At 60.0% G+C, this 18,231-nt stretch carries 14 protein-coding genes; 9 read left to right on the forward strand and 5 right to left on the reverse strand.

What is annotated here, in order from left to right:
- The 3 genes from PREDE_RS08175 to rfbB all read right to left on the reverse strand — a co-directional run bounded on the left by PREDE_RS08175 (nt 1) and on the right by rfbB (nt 3,364).
- Complete coding sequence (locus PREDE_RS08175; protein ID WP_005846413.1) at nt 1-1,032, reverse strand: type I phosphomannose isomerase catalytic subunit; 1,032 nt, start codon at nt 1,030-1,032, stop codon at nt 1-3.
- Between the two features lie 123 nt (nt 1,033-1,155).
- A complete protein-coding gene (locus tag PREDE_RS08180) occupies nt 1,156-2,205 on the reverse strand; it encodes a mannose-1-phosphate guanylyltransferase (RefSeq protein WP_005846414.1) in 1,050 nt (349 codons plus the stop codon).
- Between the two features lie 19 nt (nt 2,206-2,224).
- Complete coding sequence (rfbB, locus tag PREDE_RS08185; protein ID WP_005846415.1) at nt 2,225-3,364, reverse strand: dTDP-glucose 4,6-dehydratase; 1,140 nt, start codon at nt 3,362-3,364, stop codon at nt 2,225-2,227.
- 232 nt (nt 3,365-3,596) lie between these two features.
- Here rfbB and PREDE_RS08190 point away from each other — a divergent pair, with 232 nt between their 5' ends.
- The 3 genes from PREDE_RS08190 to PREDE_RS08200 all read left to right on the forward strand — a co-directional run bounded on the left by PREDE_RS08190 (nt 3,597) and on the right by PREDE_RS08200 (nt 5,133).
- Nucleotides 3,597-4,052, forward strand: a complete 456-nt coding sequence (locus PREDE_RS08190; RefSeq protein ID WP_005846416.1) for a peroxiredoxin — start codon at nt 3,597-3,599, stop codon at nt 4,050-4,052.
- Between the two features lie 214 nt (nt 4,053-4,266).
- Nucleotides 4,267-4,776: a thioredoxin gene (trxA, locus tag PREDE_RS08195; RefSeq protein WP_005846417.1), complete on the forward strand. Its 510-nt coding sequence runs from the start codon at nt 4,267-4,269 to the stop codon at nt 4,774-4,776.
- A gap of 6 nt (nt 4,777-4,782) precedes the next feature.
- A complete protein-coding gene (locus tag PREDE_RS08200) occupies nt 4,783-5,133 on the forward strand; it encodes a MarR family winged helix-turn-helix transcriptional regulator (RefSeq protein ID WP_005846418.1) in 351 nt (116 codons plus the stop codon).
- A gap of 168 nt (nt 5,134-5,301) precedes the next feature.
- Here the strand turns inward: PREDE_RS08200 and PREDE_RS08205 are convergent, their stop codons facing one another.
- Nucleotides 5,302-6,774 carry a flotillin family protein gene (locus tag PREDE_RS08205; RefSeq protein WP_005846419.1) on the reverse strand — a complete coding sequence of 491 codons (1,473 nt, stop codon included), beginning with the start codon at nt 6,772-6,774 and terminating at the stop codon, nt 5,302-5,304.
- A 195-nt stretch (nt 6,775-6,969) separates the two neighbouring features.
- On the opposite strand from PREDE_RS08205, the gene xpt reads away from it, so the two are divergent.
- From xpt to PREDE_RS08220, 3 genes are read left to right on the forward strand one after another with little or no spacing between them, the layout of a single operon-like run.
- A complete protein-coding gene (xpt, locus tag PREDE_RS08210; protein WP_005846420.1) occupies nt 6,970-7,542 on the forward strand; it encodes a xanthine phosphoribosyltransferase in 573 nt (190 codons plus the stop codon).
- A gap of 18 nt (nt 7,543-7,560) precedes the next feature.
- Nucleotides 7,561-8,907: a nucleobase:cation symporter-2 family protein gene (locus PREDE_RS08215; RefSeq protein ID WP_005846421.1), complete on the forward strand. Its 1,347-nt coding sequence runs from the start codon at nt 7,561-7,563 to the stop codon at nt 8,905-8,907.
- A gap of 6 nt (nt 8,908-8,913) precedes the next feature.
- A complete protein-coding gene (locus PREDE_RS08220) occupies nt 8,914-9,147 on the forward strand; it encodes a YecH family metal-binding protein (RefSeq protein WP_005846422.1) in 234 nt (77 codons plus the stop codon).
- Nucleotides 9,148-9,485: 338 nt separating this feature from the next.
- On the opposite strand, the gene PREDE_RS08225 is transcribed toward PREDE_RS08220, so the two are convergent.
- The gene (locus tag PREDE_RS08225) at nt 9,486-14,030 is read right to left on the reverse strand and encodes a rhamnogalacturonan lyase family protein (RefSeq protein WP_005846424.1); all 4,545 of its coding nucleotides are present in this window, start codon (nt 14,028-14,030) and stop codon (nt 9,486-9,488) included.
- 250 nt (nt 14,031-14,280) lie between these two features.
- On the opposite strand from PREDE_RS08225, the gene PREDE_RS08230 reads away from it, so the two are divergent.
- The 3 genes from PREDE_RS08230 to PREDE_RS08240 are packed head-to-tail and all read left to right on the forward strand — an operon-like array spanning nt 14,281 to nt 18,228.
- Nucleotides 14,281-17,274, forward strand: a complete 2,994-nt coding sequence (locus PREDE_RS08230) for a TonB-dependent receptor (RefSeq protein ID WP_005846425.1) — start codon at nt 14,281-14,283, stop codon at nt 17,272-17,274.
- Nucleotides 17,275-17,277: 3 nt separating this feature from the next.
- On the forward strand, nt 17,278-17,655 hold the full coding sequence (locus PREDE_RS08235; protein ID WP_005846426.1) for a hypothetical protein: 378 nt from the start codon (nt 17,278-17,280) through the stop codon (nt 17,653-17,655).
- Nucleotides 17,656-17,715: 60 nt separating this feature from the next.
- The gene (locus PREDE_RS08240) at nt 17,716-18,228 is read left to right on the forward strand and encodes a T9SS type A sorting domain-containing protein (protein ID WP_005846427.1); all 513 of its coding nucleotides are present in this window, start codon (nt 17,716-17,718) and stop codon (nt 18,226-18,228) included.
- Nucleotides 18,229-18,231: the final 3 nt, after the last annotated feature.

Genomic DNA, 18,231 nt, shown 5'->3' on the forward strand with positions numbered 1-18,231 from the left:
TCAGGCGTGCTTGGAGCCGTCGATATAGGCTTCAAGCACCTGGCTTCTCCCGTCCTTGTTGTCGGCAATCAGGTCGTAATCGGCTGTGGCAGCCGGTATGAGGGTGCTGAATCCCTCGCGCAGCTGCACCTCCTCACCCGTCCGGCACACGCGGATGCGGCAGTTGCCGCGCATGCACATGGCTATGACAAAGCTGTCGGCCGCCAGCAAATCACGATGGAGCTCGCCCTGCACGTCGGCCACACGCACGTTGAAGAACGGACTGTCCACCACCACGTTGGCACAGCCCTCACGGTAGTCGTAGGCCGTACGGTATTCCTTTTCCACCTGATAGTTCAGTGCCCGGGCAGCCAGCTCGGTATGGAGCTCACGCGGCTTGCCGTCCATGCCCGGCCGGTTGTAGTCGAATATGCGGTAGGTCACGTCGCTGCTCTGCTGCACTTCGGCCAGCAGAATGCCACTGCAAATGGCGTGGACGCGGCCGGCCGGCAGATAGAACACGTCGCCGGCATGCACCTCATGGCGGGCCAGCACCTCGGTGATGGTGCCGTCAGCAATGCGCCGCTTGTATTCGGCGGCGGCCTCCTCCCGACTGCCCTGCGGCATGGCCAGCGTGAAACCGTCGTAGAGAAAGGCTCCCGGCTGGGCATCGATGACATACCACATCTCGGTCTTGCCCCGCTTGCCATGCTCCCGTGCGGCCATCTCGTCGTCGGGATGCACTTGAATGGAGAGGTCGCGACGGGCGTCGATAAACTTCACAAGTAGCGGCAATTGGTTGTCGTACTCGGCGGCCACGTGCTTGCCCAACACCTCAACGGGGTGCGCGGCTATCACGGCGGCCAAGTCCTTGCCCCTGTATGCGCCGTTGGCCACGATGCTCAGACTCGACGGCACGGCGCTCACCTCCCACGACTCGCCGATGGGTCGGCCGCTGTCGGGAAGTCCTTTCCACCTTTCTATCTGGTCGCCACCCCATACCACGGGGTGCAAGTTGGGCTCAAAGAGCAACGGATAAAAACGGTTTTCCATAAAACTGACTTTTTAAACGGTTATCTATACCTTATTAAATAAGGTGGCACACCATACTGCATGGAGTGTCACCTTATGCTGTTTCAGGCGTTGTCTTGCATGTCTTGCGTCGGCTGCCTACCCTTATGAATATTCCTTGATGAGCTGTTCGTGGTCGAGCGAGCACACCAACAGCCGACCGTCGCGCAGTGCCACGATGTAGCCGTCGAGTCCCTGCACCACCACCTGGCGGGCATCCTGGGCGTGCACCACGCAGTTTCGGCTGTCGTAGAGGCTGATGCCCTCGCCCACCTGGGCGTTGCCCTGCGCGTCTTGGGGCAGCAGGGCGTGCAGCGATCCCCAGCTGCCCAGGTCGCTCCAGCCGAATTCGGCCGGGAGTGTAAAGATGCTGTCGGCCTTCTCCATGACGGCATAGTCGATGCTGATCTTCTCGCAGGTGGGGAAAATGCGGGCCAGTGTGTCGGCCTCGCACTCGGTATAGAAATCGGGTGCCATGGCATCCATCTTCTCGGCCAGTGCCGGAGTGTAGCGGCGGATGGCCTCGGTGATGGTCGAAACGTTCCACACGAAGATGCCGGCATTCCAGAAATAGTTGCCGGCGGCCAGATATTGCTCGGCCGTTGCCGCGTCGGGCTTCTCCTTGAAAGCCTCCACCCGCTGAATCTCACTGCCGTCGAGCCGTCCGGATGCGGCGATATAGCCGTAGCCGGTCTCGGGCCGCGAGGGCTTGATGCCGATGGTCACGATGTTGCTTCCCTCGGCCGTAAAGGCCAGGGCCTGGCCGATGACGCGCTGGTATTCCGTGGTGTCCACCACCAGTGCATCCGACGGCGTCACCACGATGTTGGCCTCGGGATGGTGCCTGCGAATCTTCCAGCAGGCATAGGCAATGCACGGAGCCGTGTTGCGCGGCTCGGGCTCGGCCAGGATGTTCTGCTCGGGGATGCCGGGCAACTGCTGTCGAACGATGTCGACATAGCGGCGGCTCGTCACCACCCAGAAGTTGCTCATGGGGGCCAGCGGGGCCAGCCGCTCGGCCGTGAGCTGGATGAGCGACTTGCCCATGCCCATCACGTCGATGAACTGTTTGGGATATTGCGGGGTGCTCATCGGCCAGAAGCGGCTGCCTATGCCGCCGGCCATGATGACCACGTGGTTTTGCATTGTATTCATCTGGCTGTTGTAAAAACGCTTACCGACCCTGATACATGTCGTCGTAATACTTCATATAGTCGCCGCTGGTCACCTGATCCATCCATTCCTGATGGTCGAGATACCACTTCACGGTCTTCTCGATGCCCTCTTCAAACTGCAGACTGGGCTCCCAGCCCAGTTCGCGCTGCAGCTTGCGGCTGTCGATGGCATAGCGGGAGTCGTGTCCCGGCCGGTCGGTCACATAGGTGATGAGGTCGTCGTCGGCACCTTCCGGTCGGCCCAACAGCCGGTCCACGGTCTTGATGACCACCTTGATGATGTCGATGTTCTTCCACTCGTTGAATCCACCGATGTTGTAAGTCTCGGCCGTTTTGCCCTGATGATAGATGAGATCAATGGCCCGGGCGTGGTCCTCCACATAGAGCCAGTCGCGCACATTCTCGCCCTTTCCATACACGGGCAGGGGCTTGCGGTGGCGGATATTGTTGATGAACAGGGGGATAAGTTTCTCTGGAAACTGGTAGGGGCCATAGTTGTTGGAGCAGTTGGTCACGATGGTGGGCATGCCGTAAGTATCGTGAAACGCGCGCACAAAGTGGTCGCTGCCGGCCTTCGAGGCCGAATACGGACTGTGGGGCTGGTACTTTTTATCCTCGGTGAAGAAGTCGGTGCCGTAGGCGTGATGGTGTTCCGAAGAGGCCTTGGTGGTGAAAGGCGAGTCGACGCCCTCGGGATGGGAGAGCTCCAGAGCCCCATACACCTCGTCGGTCGAGATGTGATAGAAGCGCTTGCCCTCGTACTTCTCGGGCAGACCCTCCCAATAGAGCTTGGCGGCCTGCAGCAGCGACAGCGTGCCCATGACGTTGGTTCGGGCAAAAGTAAAGGGATCTTTGATGCTGCGGTCCACGTGGCTCTCGGCGGCCAGATGGATGATGCCGTCCACTTGATACTGTTGCAGCAGCTGGAGCATGCGGTCGAAGTCGCAGATGTCGGCCTTGACGAAGACGTAATTAGGCCGATCCTCAATGTCTTTCAGGTTGGCCAGATTGCCGGCATACGTGAGTTTGTCGAGGTTGATAACGCGGCAGTCGGGGTACTTGTTCACGAAAAGGCGTACCACGTGGCTGCCGATGAATCCGGCTCCGCCGGTAATCAGAATGCTGTGCTTATAATCCATAGCTGATGAATTAGATATAAATTGACTTGTGCAAAGGTAAGGCTTTTTGGCCGATTAGCCGTCCTCAACAGAGCTTTATTTGCCCAAACGGCCGAAAAATAGCCGATTTGCGGCCGCCGCGACGCTTTTCCGGGGGCTTTGCTTGGGGATTTCCGGGATTTGGCGTACATTTGCACAACGCCCGCCGACACCCGCGCGGCGGGCCCACACCAACCCTTTAATCATGTAAAATATGGAAATAGGACAACGGTTGCCGGAGCTTCTGGGCAGAGACCAGGACGGCAACGAAGTGAAACTGAGTGATTTCGAGGGCCGGAAACTCGTGCTCTACGTCTATCCGCGCGACTCCACGCCGGGATGTACCAGCGAGGCTTGCAGCCTGCGCGACAACTACACGCGCTTCCTCGCACTGGGCTACGCCGTGGTGGGTGTGAGCGTTCAGGACGAGAAGTCGCACCGCAAGTTCATCGAGAAATACCAGCTGCCCTTCCCGCTGATAGCCGACACGGAGAAGACGCTGGTCACCGCGCTGGGCGTGTACGGCGAAAAGAAGATGTATGGCAAGACCACCATGGGCACTTTCCGCACCACTTTCGTCACCGACGAGCACGGCACCGTCACCCAAATCTTCACGCCCCGGCAAATCAAGGTCAAGGAACACGCCGCCCAAATTCTGCCCGCCGAGTAGCCTCCGCCCGCCAGGCCGCCCCACTCCACACCGCCCCGGTTGCGCCGCAAGCTGCAGCCGGGGCGGTGGCGTTCCGTTTTCCGTTGGAAAACGTTAATTCAATCGCCGTTTGGTTAACAAGCGTTAGAAAAGTGATTGTTTTCCCAAGGAAATTTGTTTGGCACGAAACGATTGCCTATCTTTGCACTGTTTTCCACAGGAAATTATAGAAATCATGGTAAGAATAACAAGAAAAGGAATCGCGATGCTGGCCGCACTGACCCTCCTGGGAGCCGCCTCCTGCACGGGACAAAGCCGTGAAGCCGGTGCCAATGCATCCGAAAAACAAACCTCACAAGCCAAACAAGCAAAGGAGAAAAAGAACATGAAGGTAACAGAATTGACCAAAGAAGAGTTTAAGAAACGCGTGATGAACTACGAGGTGAACCCCAAGGAGTGGAAGTTCGAGGGCGACAAGCCCGCCATCATCGACTTCTATGCCACCTGGTGCGGCCCCTGCAAGCAGATAGCCCCCGTGGTCGAGGAGATTGCGCAAGAGTATGCAGGCAAGATCGACGTCTATAAAGTCGACGTAGACCAGCAGCAGGAACTGGCCGGTCTGTTCGGTGTTCAGTCCATCCCCACCATTCTCTTCATCCCCAAGGACGGGCAACCCCAGAAGGCCGTCGGGGCCATGATGAAGAGCCAATTCGAGGATGCCATCAAGCAAACACTGCTCAAATAGGCCGCGATGGACAACGGATGTATCTGCAAAATAAGGGACATCTACAGGGCCATCACCCATTTTGAGCTGCAGTTGCAACGGGCCACGGGACTCAACATCAACGAGGCCATGCTGCTCTGTCTGCTGTCCGACGGAGAGACCCGGCTTGCCGGCCGAATTGCCGACGAGCTGGGACTCACGCGCTCCAACGCCTCCAAGGTGATAGCCTCGCTGGAGCGGCACGGGCTCATCCTGCGCCAGACCTGCCAGGAAGACAGCCGCTGCCAGCTGTTCCACATCGGCCCACGCGGGCTCGAAAAGCTCGAACGCATCCACTGCGACGACCTGCAGATGCCGCCCGAGCTCCGCGCACTGTAACCGACAAAACCGCGGACTGCAAACGGCAGCTCCGTGCACCGTAAACAATGACGGCGTTATGGCAAAACCATAACGCCGTCATCGCATCGTGTTGGCGGGTTTTTCGCTGCGCCGCTACGGGTTTTTCGCCGCGCCGTTGCGGCGCAATCGCGCGGCCGTTGCGGCGTGCTATTTCTTCAATCCCTCGGCCAGGTCCTGCGCCTCGCCGTTCAGATTGATGTTGTGCGTGGTCTTGGCCTCGATCGACTGGCCCATCATGATGTCGGCCATATCCACTCCCGTGGCCGACTTGAGCACGTCGAAGGCCTGCCTGATGGCCACCGGCACGTTGCCGCTCATGGCCGAAATGCCCTGTCCGTCGCCGCTGTAGATGTTCACATCCTTGATGGCGCTGATGGGTTTGGCCACATTTTCCACAATCTGCGGCAGCACCTCGATCATCATCTGGGCAATGGCGGCGTTGTTATACTTCTTGTAAGCCTCGGCCTTCTTGTTCATGGCCTCCGCCTCTGCCTCGCCTTTCTTCTGGATGGCATAGGCTTCGGCCTCGCCCTTGGCCTTGATGCCGATGGCCTCCTGCTCCAGCTGATAGCGTGTTGCGTCGGATGCAGCGTTCTGTGCCAAGGCCTTCTGCTCGGCCTCGTACTTCTGCGCCTCGGCCACACGCTTGCGTTGTTCGAGGTCGGCCTCGGCATTTTTCTGTATCTGATACTTGTCGGCATCGGCCTGTTTCTCTACCTCGGCGGCCAGCTGGTTCTGCTTGATGACGATCTGTTCCTGCGAGAGAATCTGCTCGCGGCGCGTCTTCTCGATCTGCGCCTCCACGGTCTTGGCGTTGATGGTCTTCTGCTGTTCCTGCTGCTGTATGGAGTAGGCGGCGTCGGCATCGGCCTGTGCCGTGTCGGCTTGCTGCTTCAGCGCGGCCCGCTTCAGGGCCAGCTCGTTGTTCTTGATGGCAATGGCCGTGTCAGCATCTACGCGGGCATCGTTGGCGTCCTTATCGGCGTGGGCCACCTGAATCTTCACATCGCGCTCGGCGTTGGCCCGGTTGATGGCGGCGTCTTTCTTGATTTTGGCCGTGTTGTCGGCACCCAAATCGTGGATGAGTCCCTCCTTGTCGGTCACGTTCTGAATGTTACACGAAATGATTTCAATGCCCAGCTTGTTCATGTCGGGCGTGGCCTTTTGCAGCACCTGGTCGGAGAAACCGTCGCGGTCGGTGTTGAGCGAGCGCAGGTCGAGCGTGCCAATGATCTCTCGCATATTGCCCTGCAGCGAGTCTTTCAGCTGGTTTGCAATGTCTTCTGGCGTCATGTTCAAGAAGTTCTTGGCGGCCAGCCGCGTGCCTTCAGCATTGGGCGTGACGCGGATTTTGGCCACGGCATCCACGTCTACGTTGATAAAATCGTTGGTGGGAACGCTCTCTTCGGTCTTGATGTCCACCGTGATCTGACCCAGATAGACGCGGTCGAGCCGTTCGAGAAACGGCACGCGCAATCCGCCCGAACCGATGAGCACGCGGGGCTCACGGCTCAGACCGGAGATGATAAACGCATACGATGGGGGTGCCTTCACGTAGGAAACCAACACGAAGAACACAAGCAGCACCACGGCTGCAGCAATAATCAAGGGTAACATCATGGCTTATCGTTTTAAGATTTGAATGTATTGACGCATCGATGGTGTGTCCAATAGGCTACGCCGCAAAGGTAAACATTAATTGACAAGGCGACAAGGCTTGGGTGCAAAAAGTGTGCCTTGAACATGAAAAAAGGCGGCCATAGCCACCCGTTTCGCCGTTTTTTCGTACTTTTGCACCATTAACTCTATTCCAACATGAAAGCATTAAAAGAGCGCATCCTCAAAGACGGCAGGAGTCTGCCCGGAGGAATCCTCAAAGTGGACAGTTTCATCAACCACCAGATGGACCCGTACCTGATGCGGCAGGTAGCCGTGGAGTTCATCCGCCGCTTTGCCTCGTGCAACATTACCAAGATTGTCACCATCGAAGCCAGCGGCATTGCACCCGCCGTGATGGTGGGACTGCTGATGGATGTCCCCGTGGTGTTTGCCAAGAAAAAGAAACCGTCGACGATGGGCAACATGCTGTCGACGACGGTTTTCTCGTTTACCAAGCAGAAAAGCTACAACGTTGTGGTGTCCAAAGAGTATCTCACGGCCGACGACCGCGTGATCTTCATTGACGACTTTCTGGCCAACGGCAACGCCGCCAAGGGCATCGTCGACCTCTGCCAACAGGCCGGGGCCAAGCTCGAAGGCATGGGCTTCATCATCGAGAAGTCGTTCCAGCACGGCCGCCGGGTGCTCGAGGAGCTGGGCTATCGCGTGGAAAGCCTGGCCGTGGTGGACTCGCTCGACAATTGCCAAATCAAACTGAAACAGGAATAGCACTTTCTACATCGCATCATGGAACAACAAACTCGAGAACTTATCTACGGACTCAACGACCGTCCACCCCTTCGCGAAACCCTCTTTGCCGCCCTGCAGCACCTGCTGGCCATCTTCGTGGCCATCATTACGCCGCCGCTCATCATCAGCTCAGCCCTGCGCTTCGACCTCGAGACCACGGGCTTTCTCGTCTCCATGTCGCTCTTCGTGTCGGGTCTGGCCACGTTCATCCAGTGCCGCCGACTGGGCCCCTTGGGCACAGGACTGCTTTGCATCCAGGGCACGTCGTTCTCTTTCATCAGCCCCATCATCGGCGCCGGCATGCTGGGCATGGCTGGCGGCAGGATGAATGTGGAGACGGCGCTGAGCTATATCTTCGGTGCCTGCCTCGTGGCATCGGTCGTCGAGATGGCCGTGAGCCGGCTGCTGCCCTACACGCGCAAGGTCATCACCCCGCTGGTGTCGGGCATCGTGGTGAGTCTCATCGGCATGTGCCTCATCAAGGCCGGCATCAACTCCTGCGGTGGAGGCCAGACGGCTGTCGATGCGGGCAACTTCGGCTCCATGTCCCACCTAGGCATGGCCCTGCTCGTGCTGGTGAGCATCATCTTCTTCAACCGCTCGTCCAACCGTTACCTGCGCATGGGCTCCATCGTGCTGGGGCTCGTCATCGGCTGCGTGGCCGCCTATGCGCTGGGCATGATCGACCTTTCGCGGCTTCAGGGAGCCAGGGCTGTCAACGTGCCCATGCCATTCAAGTACGGCCTCAACTTCGATCCGGGCTCTATCATAGCCCTCGGACTCATCTATTTGGTCACCGCGGTGGAGGCCTTCGGCGACATCACGGCCAACTCGCTTATCTCCGGAGAGCCCGTGGAGGGGCCGGTATTCATGAAGCGGGCACAGGGCGGCATCCTGGCCGACGGCTTCAATTCGATGCTGGCCGCCGTGTTCAACTCGTTCCCCAACTCCATCTTTGCCCAGAACAACGGCATGATTCAGCTCACGGGAGTGGCCAGCCGCTACGTGGGCTACTTCATTGCCGCGGCCCTTTTCGTGCTGGGACTGTTCCCCGTGGTAGGTCAGCTGTTCTCGCTCATCCCCGACAGCGTGCTCGGAGGAGCCACTCTGCTCATGTTCGGCACCGTGGCAGCGGCCGGCATCCGCATCATTGCCGCCACGAAGATAGACCGCAAGGGCGTGCTCGTGATGGCCATCAGCTTCTCCCTGGGCCTGAGCGTGGAGCTCGTTCCAAACATTCTCGACCAGATGCCGGCCATCATCAAGAGCATCTTCTCCAGCGGCATCACCACCGGTGGACTGGCCGCCATCATCTCCAACGCACTCATACACATCAAAGATTAACAAGAAATGACACACGGACACGAAGTCCTCCACATGATGGAGGGCCACAGCTACCCCACCCGCGAGAGCCTCATCGAGGCCATCATCCGCCGGTTTGGCCCCGAAGAACTGTTCTACACCTGCTCGGCCGAGGGCATGACCGCCGCCGAACTGGTCGATTTTCTCGAAGCGCGCGGCAAGTTCATGCCGGCCGGAGGCGACGGCTTCACCGCCGATGCCAGCAAGATTTGCAACCACTGACGGCCGCAGCCGCGGCCCTTGCTTCGGGTAGGCGTCACCCTTGCTTCAGGTGGGTGCCGCCGTTGCTTCGGGTGGGTGCCGCCCCACGAACAGCTCATCCCCCAGCAACAACAAGTACGAAAACAACCCTGCCCGGGCAATTGCTGACACTCCAGCAAGCCGGGCAGGGTTGTTTTGTGTTGTCACCATGAGCGTTGTCTATGGTGCGCAGGGTTGTTCTACGTTATTCCTGTTGTCTTTTACTATGGTGTGCAGCGGTGGTTTTTAGAGTTGACGGTGGAGTTTATATCCAAGAAGAAGTTGGGATGTTCGGACCCCCAACCCCCTGTCCCAGGGGGCTAAGGGATCGTGAGCTTGCGGGCACCGACGATATAGACGCCTCGGGGCAGTCCGCGGAGGGCATGGTCGGCATCGATGCCCGTGGCAATCAGTTTGCCGTCGAGCGTATAAACCCTCACGGGCAGGGAGCCGTCGGCCGTCGTGCGGTGGATGCCCGTGGCGGCTGTGCACACCAGTTTGCCCTCGGCGGCCAGCTTAGCCGCGCTCCATACCGAGCCATCGTTGCTCTCTACACTAAGGTTTTCGGGCACGACGGGCTTGCGGCTGGACGGAGTGAACACCGTGAGCTCGTCGCCCACAGCAAAGGATGCCCCGCCCACGGCCTCGATGCGAATGCGCGATCCGGCCATGAACCGACACACCGTACCGCCCACTTGGAACCGGTCGTTCCGCTGGCCGTCAGCCTTTACCAGCAGCGTGCCACCGCCATAGACAATGAGGTTGGAGCCCGTTTTGAATGCAAACATGCCCACTGCATCGCGTTGCAGTCCGGCCGAGAGCGTGCCGCCCTTGCCGACGATGACGCTGTTGGTGGTGCCGATGCCCGACACATAGCCGCTGTCTCTCACGGTGAGGGTGCCCGTTGTGAGCGTGCCCGAGTAGTTGCTGAACAGCAGCGAGCCCCCGCTCACGGTGATGCTCGATGAGTTCGACGTGCTGCGCAGCGTCCATGCACCCGTGCCTACCTTGGTCACGAGCCGGGCCGTGAGCAGTCCGCTGTAGGTAGCGTCCTGGTGGTTGTGGCCCACCTCCCATGACTCCGTGGGGCCGCCAAACTGCGGCAACGTGTTGTAGGCCGTGCCCGGAGCGTCGGCCAGTGCGCCCACCTGCAGGGCGACGGCGGCCGATCCGAAGCTGCCGTTGATGTGGCGCAGCGTGCTACCGTCGCCCAACGTGAGGGTGAGCTTCCTCATGTCGGTCACGCTCTCGCGCAGATTGGCCGCTCCCTGGAAGTGGAGCGTGCCCTCAAACCGACTGAAGTCGCCGCCCGTGTAGAAACGCACGCCGCCCGAAAGGATCGAGAGCGTGCCCCGGCCCGTGTAGCTGCCCAGCACGCCGCCGCGCTGGTTGCCGTGTTCACCGCCGCCCAGTGTGAGTGCGGCTTCGGACGAAATATCGGTGGGATGGTCGTAGACAATGCCCGGAAACGAGCCGTTGGCTATCATGTTGATGCGGCTCCGGCCGTTACGGGCATAGACGGGAACCCGCCCGAAAGTGGCCGATGGCGAGCCCTGGGACAGCGTGCCCTCCCTCATCACCAAGGCCCGGAACGTGTAACGGCCGGGATAAGCGAAGTTGAGCTGGCCGGGGCCAGCCTTGACGAAGACGGCTTCCGGCCCTGTCACCAGTGCCTTGAGCGACACACTGCCGTCGGCATTGGCCACGCAAACGGTGGCCGTATCGGCAATGTCGAGGCCGCGATTGGTGGCCACATTGTCGGCAACGACCCGCAGCGTGCCGCCCGCTATCCTGACATTCCGGGGGCCCGAGCCCAGCGAACTGTTGAGACCAACGTCGTTCAGCTCGTCGATGGTGAGCGTGCCGCCACGAATTATGGTCTGGCCCGTGAAGTCGTTGTCGCGTGTAGTGATGGTGAGTTCGCCGCTGCCCTCCTTCAACAAGTCGCCCTCGCCGCTCAATCCGCCCGGTCCGTCACGGCTGCCGCCGAAGGTCACGCCGTGCTGTACCATTCTTTGATGGAGCCGAACATCAAACCGGCCGGCCTCGTCGCCGAAGGTCACCCGGTCGTTCTGCACGAAAGGAGTCGCCCCACCGTCGCCGTCGAAGTTGGCGGCGGCATAGTCCCACACGTTGCCGACCGTCCCCCGCCAGTGTACAACCCCGGCGGTTCGCGTCTCGGGGATGGAGAGCACTATCCTGTTGCCCTCTGTGCGGAGCGTATAGGGCTGGCCCTCCAGCGCACGCACGGAGAGCAGCGTGTCGCTGGCCAGGACGATGGCACCCGTAACTTCGACCAACGTATAGTCGCCGGCCAGCTGCCTGTTGTCGGTAGAGGTGGCATGAATGGTGAACGTGAGCGGGGCTTTCACCGTGAGGTCACCCTTCACCAGCAGCTTGTCCACGGTGCCGCCGCCCAGTGTCACCTCGTCGTACACCTGCCGGTCGATGGTCAAACTCTTGCCGAAAGTCATCACACCACTGGGCATAAGCCGGCTGCCGGCATAGTTCAGCGAGCCCTCGAAAGCCACATTGCCGTTGAGTACAGCCTTGCCGGCCAGCGTGCCCAGGGCCCGCACGCTGACGGGTCCCCCAATGGTGCCGTTGACACAGAGGGTTCCATTGGACACCACCGTGCGGCCCGTGGTCGAGAGGTCGGCGTTGAGCGTCAGCCGTCCACGCTCACTCTTCCACACCTCGCCCGTGCCGCCGATGGCTCCTGAGCCGCCGATGGTGTAGGCATGGTCCAGCGGAACCATAAAGTATGTCTTCGAGGGGCGTACCGTGGAGGGGAGAGAAATGGTCTGTGTGGAGTCGCCCGAGACGTCGAAGAGCACGCTCTGACCGTCGCGGAAAGCCGTGGCCCGGCGGCCGTCGTAGGAGACGAAGTTGGGCGACGAGCTGTCCCAGCTGCCGCCCTTGCGCCAGCGCAGGTCGGCCCGCACCGTGCCGGGCAGGGGCGGGTACTTCATCTGGTAGCCCAGATAGAACGATGTATTAGGAGCCTGATAGTAGCCGCGCGTGGTGCAATCCTCCAGATAGTGGGGGTCTTGCATCAGTGTATAGAAGCTGTGGAGCATGTACTCGTCGGTGCTGTAGCCCACGATGCCGGTGGCTCCATGCGCGTTGGTCTGTTTCATGAGCACCACTTCCTCGCGCCAGTCGCCGATGATGTCGCCCCAGAAACCGGCGCGATTGGCCCAGCCGGCATGGATGGCATACTTCGATTCGCGCGAAAATTCGGCCAGCCGGCCGCCGTAGTCTTTCTCGATGTGCGCGTTACTGCTGAAGCCGCTGCCGCCGGGCGACCCCAGCTTCTCACGGCCCAGGTCGCCGTCCCACCACACGCCCTCGTAGGGATAAGGGTTGGTTCCGCTGTGCAACAGGCGGCCCTTGATGTCGTAGCAGTTGGGCATCATGGAGTAGATTTCATAGCCAAGGCGGGTGGAATCGATGTCCATGCACTCGCCACGAGCCACATCATAGACCGAGGGGAGGTACCATTCCTTGAGGTGCCGGCCCGTGGCCGCATCGTAAACCACCTGTCCTAGCAGGTCGGACTGCTGGATGGCATAGGTCTCCATGCCGGGCCGCGTGGGGTCGAGGTCGCCCGTGCGGTAGCGGTCGCCATGGCCGATGCCGGCCGAAAACACCATGCCTTTGCCGGTGTTCACGCCGTAGCCTATCTGCAACAACTCGTCGTGACCGTCGCCATCAACGTCGGCACCGCGCAGCTGGTGGCCCTCGGCGGGCCACGGAGTCTTGTCGTTGCGGCTCCAGGTATAGCTGTGATGCCAGTTGGAGGGCACGCCGTCGGCCCAGTCATAAGTGAATCCGAAGACGTAGTTGTGGTGCCGGCCGTCGCTCCGCGTGCGGTCAAGACACTCAGCCATAACCATCGGATGCACGCCGTCGTCATAGGTCACGATGTTGTGTCCCGTCATGAAGGCATACTCTTTGCCGCCGCTGTCGTCCATGTAGTCGGCGCGGTTGTCGCGGCCGTACTGGTCTTGGCCGTCGTGCACATCGGCATAGTTCAGTTCGCAGACGTCCATCTCGGCCCCGGTCTCGCCGTTGATGACCGACATATAATAAGGTGGGTTGCGCTTCTTCTGCCGCGTATAGTCCGTGATGCCGTCGCCGTCGGTGTCGCCCGTGACGCTTCCCTTGACATAGAGCCCCCAGTCGTTGGCCGCCTTGTCCCAAAAGCGGGTGCCGTCCGAGGTGCGGGTTATCACCTCGGCCCGGCCGTCGCAGTTGATGTCGTAGACGTTGATGATATCGTTCTGACCGGCCACGGGGTCGAGGTTGGGGCCGAAGTCGAGCGTCCAGAGACAGGTGCCGTCGCTCCTGTAAGCCTGTGCCATGGAGTTGTAGGAGCCGGACGCGGTGTTGCGAACCACTACCCAATCGGTCTCGCCGTCACCGTCGAGGTCGCCGGGAAAGACGAAAGCCGTGCGGAAACTGTCGGGCGGACAGACCGTGGTCTCGAAGTCAATGTCCATAAAAACATTGGCCAACCGCTCCCGATAAGCATAGCTGCCGCCCTGCGTGGCATCCTCCACCCCGTCGTAGACCGGGTTTACCGTAATCCAGTCGCCATCGTGAAGGCTGGCGGGCACATGGTTGGTGTTGGCGGTTTCGGCCACTCGGCTGCCATTGATGTAGACGCGGTAGCGGGTGGATTCAGGTTCCTCGGCGAAGCGTCGCCAGCTGACAAGCCAGCTGCCGCGGTTGTAGCGGATGTCGCCCTGGGTGCGGTTCACGGCCACAACGCCGCGTCCCATCTTCTGTATCATGCGCTGGGCAAGGCCCGCCGACGGGAGCAACGCCATGAGAAGCAGCGAAGAAAGAAATCTGTTCATGGGTTTGTCTTCAAGTTTTTAGTATTTTGTTGATGCACCGTGCAGCGGTCCAATCGCTTTCGGAACGCCACAACGGTGCTGCAAATTTACGGAAAACGCGGCAGTTTTAGGCCTAAATCGCCCATGTTTTTTCGGAAAATCGCGCAACGATTAGCCCGTAGCCGCAACGCCTTTACGGGTTAATCCTTTTAAAATAGCAACATATAGGTATTGCGACATTGGAAAAACCGTTGTAACTTTGTACATTATTATGGCAGCAAAGCACATGGCGCACAAGATATTTCTCGCAATCCTCCTCTTCCTCTTGACGGGGATGGGCACCCGGGTGCAGGCCCAGGGGTTCACGCTTGGCGGCCGCATCACGGCTGTGGGCGACGGCAGTGCGCTGGAGTTTGTCACGGTGTTGCTGAACGAGAACGGGCTTTGGGCCGTGACCGACAGCACCGGCCGCTTCCGCATCACCCACGTGCCCCGCGGCCAGGTGACGATGACGGTGCGCTGCCTGGGCTACGCCACCCACACCCAGGTGCTGGAAATGACAGCCGACCGCCGCGACATGGCCATCCGGCTACGGGAAAACAACCTGAGCTTGAACGAGGTGCAGGTGGTGGCCCGACGCAAGGAAGACGAGCAGACCACGGCCTACACCATCGGCCGCCAGGCCTTGGACAACCAGCAAGTGCTGAATCTTTCGGACGTGATGTCGCTGTTGCCCGGTGGTAAAACCGTGAACAGCACACTGATGGATGACAGTAGATTGGCTTTGCGCAGCGAGGGCAGGGAGAAAGGAAACGCCTCGTTCGGCACGGCCATCGACGTGGACGGTGTGCGCGTGGGCAACAATGCGGCCATGGGAGAAACGGCCGGAGCCAGCACCCGAAGGCTGGGCTCGGCCAACATCGAGAGTGTGGAGATTGTGACAGGAATCCCTTCTGTGGAGTACGGCGACCTGAGCAACGGCATCGTCAAGGTGAACACACGCAAGGGAAAGTCGCCTTTCATCGTCGAGGGCAAGCTCAACCAGCACACCCGGCAGGTGGCCGTGAGCAAGGGATTCGACCTGAGCCGCAAGGGCGGCATGCTCAATTTCTCGCTGGAACACGCCCGCTCGTTCTTGGATGTAGCCTCCCCACACACCGCCTACCAGCGCAACAGCTTGACACTGAACTATGCCAAGACCCTCCGGCTGGGCCCTGACATGCCGCTGAATCTGAACGCAGGGGTGAGCGGCAACGTGGGCGGATACAACTCGAAAGCCGACCCCGACGAAGAGCTCGACGACTACAGCAAGGCCCGCGACAACCATGTGAGCGCGCATGCCTCGGCCGACTGGCTGCCCAATCGGCCGTGGCTCACGAGCCTGCGGCTGGCCGCCACCCTGAACTATACCGACCGACAGGCCGAGACCTACACCAACACGAGCAGTGCCTCCACCCAGCCTTACCTGCATACCCGCGAGGAAGGCTATCACATCGCCGAGGACTACGACGCCAATCCCTCGGCCGGCATTGTGCTGGGGCCCACGGGATATTGGTACGTGATGCGTTACAACGACAGCAAGCCGCTGGACTGGGCCGTGAAGCTGAAAGCTGAATGGAACCGCACGGCCGGCCGCATGCGCAACCATCTGATGGCGGGCACCGAACTGACAGGCAGCAAAAACTATGGCCGAGGCACGTACTACGCCGACCTGCGCTATGCCCCCACGTGGCGTGAATACCGATACGACGAGCTGCCGGCCATGACCAACATGTCCCTTTACATAGAAAACCGACTTACGCTGTCCACCGGCCGCACGGCCTCGCTGGCCCTCACGGCCGGACTGCGCGAAGACCTGACACGCATTGCCGGGTCAGCATACGGTACGGCGGGCAGCCTGTCGCCGCGTGTCAATGCCCGCTACGTGTTCTGGCACAACCGCCGGGCATGGGTGGGCAGCCTAAGCCTCTACGGCGGCTGGGGCAAATCGGTGAAGCTGCCCTCCTTTCAAGTGCTCTATCCCTCACCGTCGTACAGCGACCGGCTGGCCTTTTCGTCGACGAGCGATGCCCAGAACCGCTCCTATTACGCCTACTACACCCACCCCTCAACAGCCCTTTACAACCCGGGCTTGAAATGGCAATACACCCACCAGACCGACGTGGGTGTGGAGATGAAAACGCGTGTGGCCTCCGTGTCGCTCTCGGCTTTCTACCACAAGACGTTCAATCCCTACATGGCAACAAGCGTTTACAGTCCCTTCACCTACAAGTACACCACCCCCACCGCCCTGCAACAGAGCGGCATTGCAGTGGGCAACCGCCGCTTCTCCATCGACGGAACGACGGGTCTCGTCACCGTAACCGACGTCACAGGAGCCCATCAACCCGTGACGCTGGACTGGCAGGCACGCAACACCTACGTCTCCAACGTGAAGTATATCAACGCTTCACCCACGAGCCGCTACGGGTTGGAGTGGATTGTAGACTTCGTGCAGATACGTCCGTTGCGCACCCAAGTGCGGGTGGACGGCCGCTACTATCACTACAACGGACTGGACGAGACCGTCTATGCCGACGTCCCTTTGGGGCTGAACACCCGCATGACCAACGGCGCCCCCTACCAGTACATCGGTTATTACCGCGGCACCAACACCACCTCGACCGGCTCTACGGCCAACGCCTCGGTGAGCAACGGGACACTGACTCGCCAGATCGACGTCAATGCCACCGTCACCACGCACATCCCGCACATCCGCATGGTGGCGGCCCTGCGTGTGGAATGCTCGCTCTATCACTACAGCCGAGCCCTCAGCCAATACCGCAACGGCACGCGCGGCTATGCCGTGGAGGGTGCCGAAAACTTCGGAAAGCCCTACGACGGCACCGCAAAGGACCAGACCGTCGTGGTCTATCCCGAATACTACACCACCTGGGACGATCCCGACCACGCCATCCCCTTTGCCGAAAAGTACGCCTGGGCACGCGCCAACGACCCGGCACTCTACAACGACCTGTCGAAACTCGTGGTGCGCTCGAACTATCCTTACACCATGAACCCCAACAGACTCTCGCACTACTACTCGGCCAACCTCAGTGTGACCAAGGAAATTGGCGACCACGTGTCGGTGTCGTTCTATGCCAACAACTTCTTCAACAACATGGGCCGCGTGCGTTCTTCGCAGACGGGACAGAAGACATCGCTCTTCGGCAGCAGCTATATCCCCGGTTTTTACTACGGTCTTTCACTCAAACTCAAGCTCTAAAACATGACCCATCGACTGCTCTATATAATAATAGGTGTAGGCACACTGCTCTGTGCATGCGGCTACGACGAGACCCTCGACGTGTTGCAGGTGCAGGTGCATCTCGGCTTTCCGTCGGTCTACGACGGCTCGCGCGACGGCATCCGCGTGGAACTCACGGATGCAACGGCCAGCACTTTCGTCGATTCCACCGATGCGCAGGGCACGGCCCACTTCGTGGTGCCGCCCGGAATCTATGCTGCCAGCAGCTCCTCACAGAAGCTCACGACCGACTATCGCTACCTCTTCAACGGCACCAAGAGCCGCATCGTGGTGGCCAGCGACTCGGCCAACCGCATCCATCTGCCGCTCACTATGTCGCGCAAGCGCATTGTCCACTGACCGGCAACCCGACAACACCCTCATCGTCAACAAAATATCCACTTAATATTTATCCATAACATGAAGAAAAATCTGATAAAAAAACTGGGACTCGCCGCCCTGCTGGCACTCCCTCTGGGCGCACAAGCCCAGACGGAGGAGAAGCTCACCGACGTGGCTTACCTCGTGGTGGAACAGGAAACAACCACCGTGCGGTTTGCCCTGACCAGTGAACCGGTGATTTCTTTCGACAATGGCAACCTCATCGTAGCCAGTCAATCCGACACGCTCTCCACGGCATTGTCGGGAGTCAAGAACTATCGCATCGAGAGCCAAAAGGTGAGCACGGGCATCCGCGAGGTGCCCGCCGCATCCGCCGCAGGCACTGACGGCAGTGCCGTCTCGTTTGCCAACGCCGAAGTGCAAGGCCTCAAGGCCGGCGCACGCGTCGCCATCTACACCACCGACGGCAAGCAAGTGGCGGCCGTTGTGGCCGGCACCGACGGCAAGGCAGCCCTCTCTCTCAGCCAGTTGCCCAAGGGAATCTACATCCTGCGCACACCCGGCAAGAGCTTTAAAATTGTAAACCGATAAGTC

Source organism: Prevotella dentalis DSM 3688 (assembly GCF_000242335.1).
Lineage (GTDB): Bacteria > Bacteroidota > Bacteroidia > Bacteroidales > Bacteroidaceae > Prevotella > Prevotella seregens.

Excerpts from the sequence above, each read along its gene's own strand:
- PREDE_RS08175 (WP_005846413.1), bottom strand. The coding sequence starts at position 1,032 with ATGGAAAACCGTTTTTATCCGTTGCTCTTTGAGCCCAACTTGCACCCC.
- PREDE_RS08180 (WP_005846414.1), bottom strand. The coding sequence starts at position 2,205 with ATGAATACAATGCAAAACCACGTGGTCATCATGGCCGGCGGCATAGGC.
- rfbB (WP_005846415.1), bottom strand. The coding sequence starts at position 3,364 with ATGGATTATAAGCACAGCATTCTGATTACCGGCGGAGCCGGATTCATC.
- PREDE_RS08190 (WP_005846416.1), top strand. The coding sequence starts at position 3,597 with ATGGAAATAGGACAACGGTTGCCGGAGCTTCTGGGCAGAGACCAGGAC.
- trxA (WP_005846417.1), top strand. The coding sequence starts at position 4,267 with ATGGTAAGAATAACAAGAAAAGGAATCGCGATGCTGGCCGCACTGACC.
- PREDE_RS08200 (WP_005846418.1), top strand. The coding sequence starts at position 4,783 with ATGGACAACGGATGTATCTGCAAAATAAGGGACATCTACAGGGCCATC.
- PREDE_RS08205 (WP_005846419.1), bottom strand. The coding sequence starts at position 6,774 with ATGATGTTACCCTTGATTATTGCTGCAGCCGTGGTGCTGCTTGTGTTC.
- xpt (WP_005846420.1), top strand. The coding sequence starts at position 6,970 with ATGAAAGCATTAAAAGAGCGCATCCTCAAAGACGGCAGGAGTCTGCCC.
- PREDE_RS08215 (WP_005846421.1), top strand. The coding sequence starts at position 7,561 with ATGGAACAACAAACTCGAGAACTTATCTACGGACTCAACGACCGTCCA.
- PREDE_RS08220 (WP_005846422.1), top strand. The coding sequence starts at position 8,914 with ATGACACACGGACACGAAGTCCTCCACATGATGGAGGGCCACAGCTAC.
- PREDE_RS08225 (WP_005846424.1), bottom strand. The coding sequence starts at position 14,030 with ATGAACAGATTTCTTTCTTCGCTGCTTCTCATGGCGTTGCTCCCGTCG.
- PREDE_RS08230 (WP_005846425.1), top strand. The coding sequence starts at position 14,281 with ATGGCAGCAAAGCACATGGCGCACAAGATATTTCTCGCAATCCTCCTC.
- PREDE_RS08235 (WP_005846426.1), top strand. The coding sequence starts at position 17,278 with ATGACCCATCGACTGCTCTATATAATAATAGGTGTAGGCACACTGCTC.
- PREDE_RS08240 (WP_005846427.1), top strand. The coding sequence starts at position 17,716 with ATGAAGAAAAATCTGATAAAAAAACTGGGACTCGCCGCCCTGCTGGCA.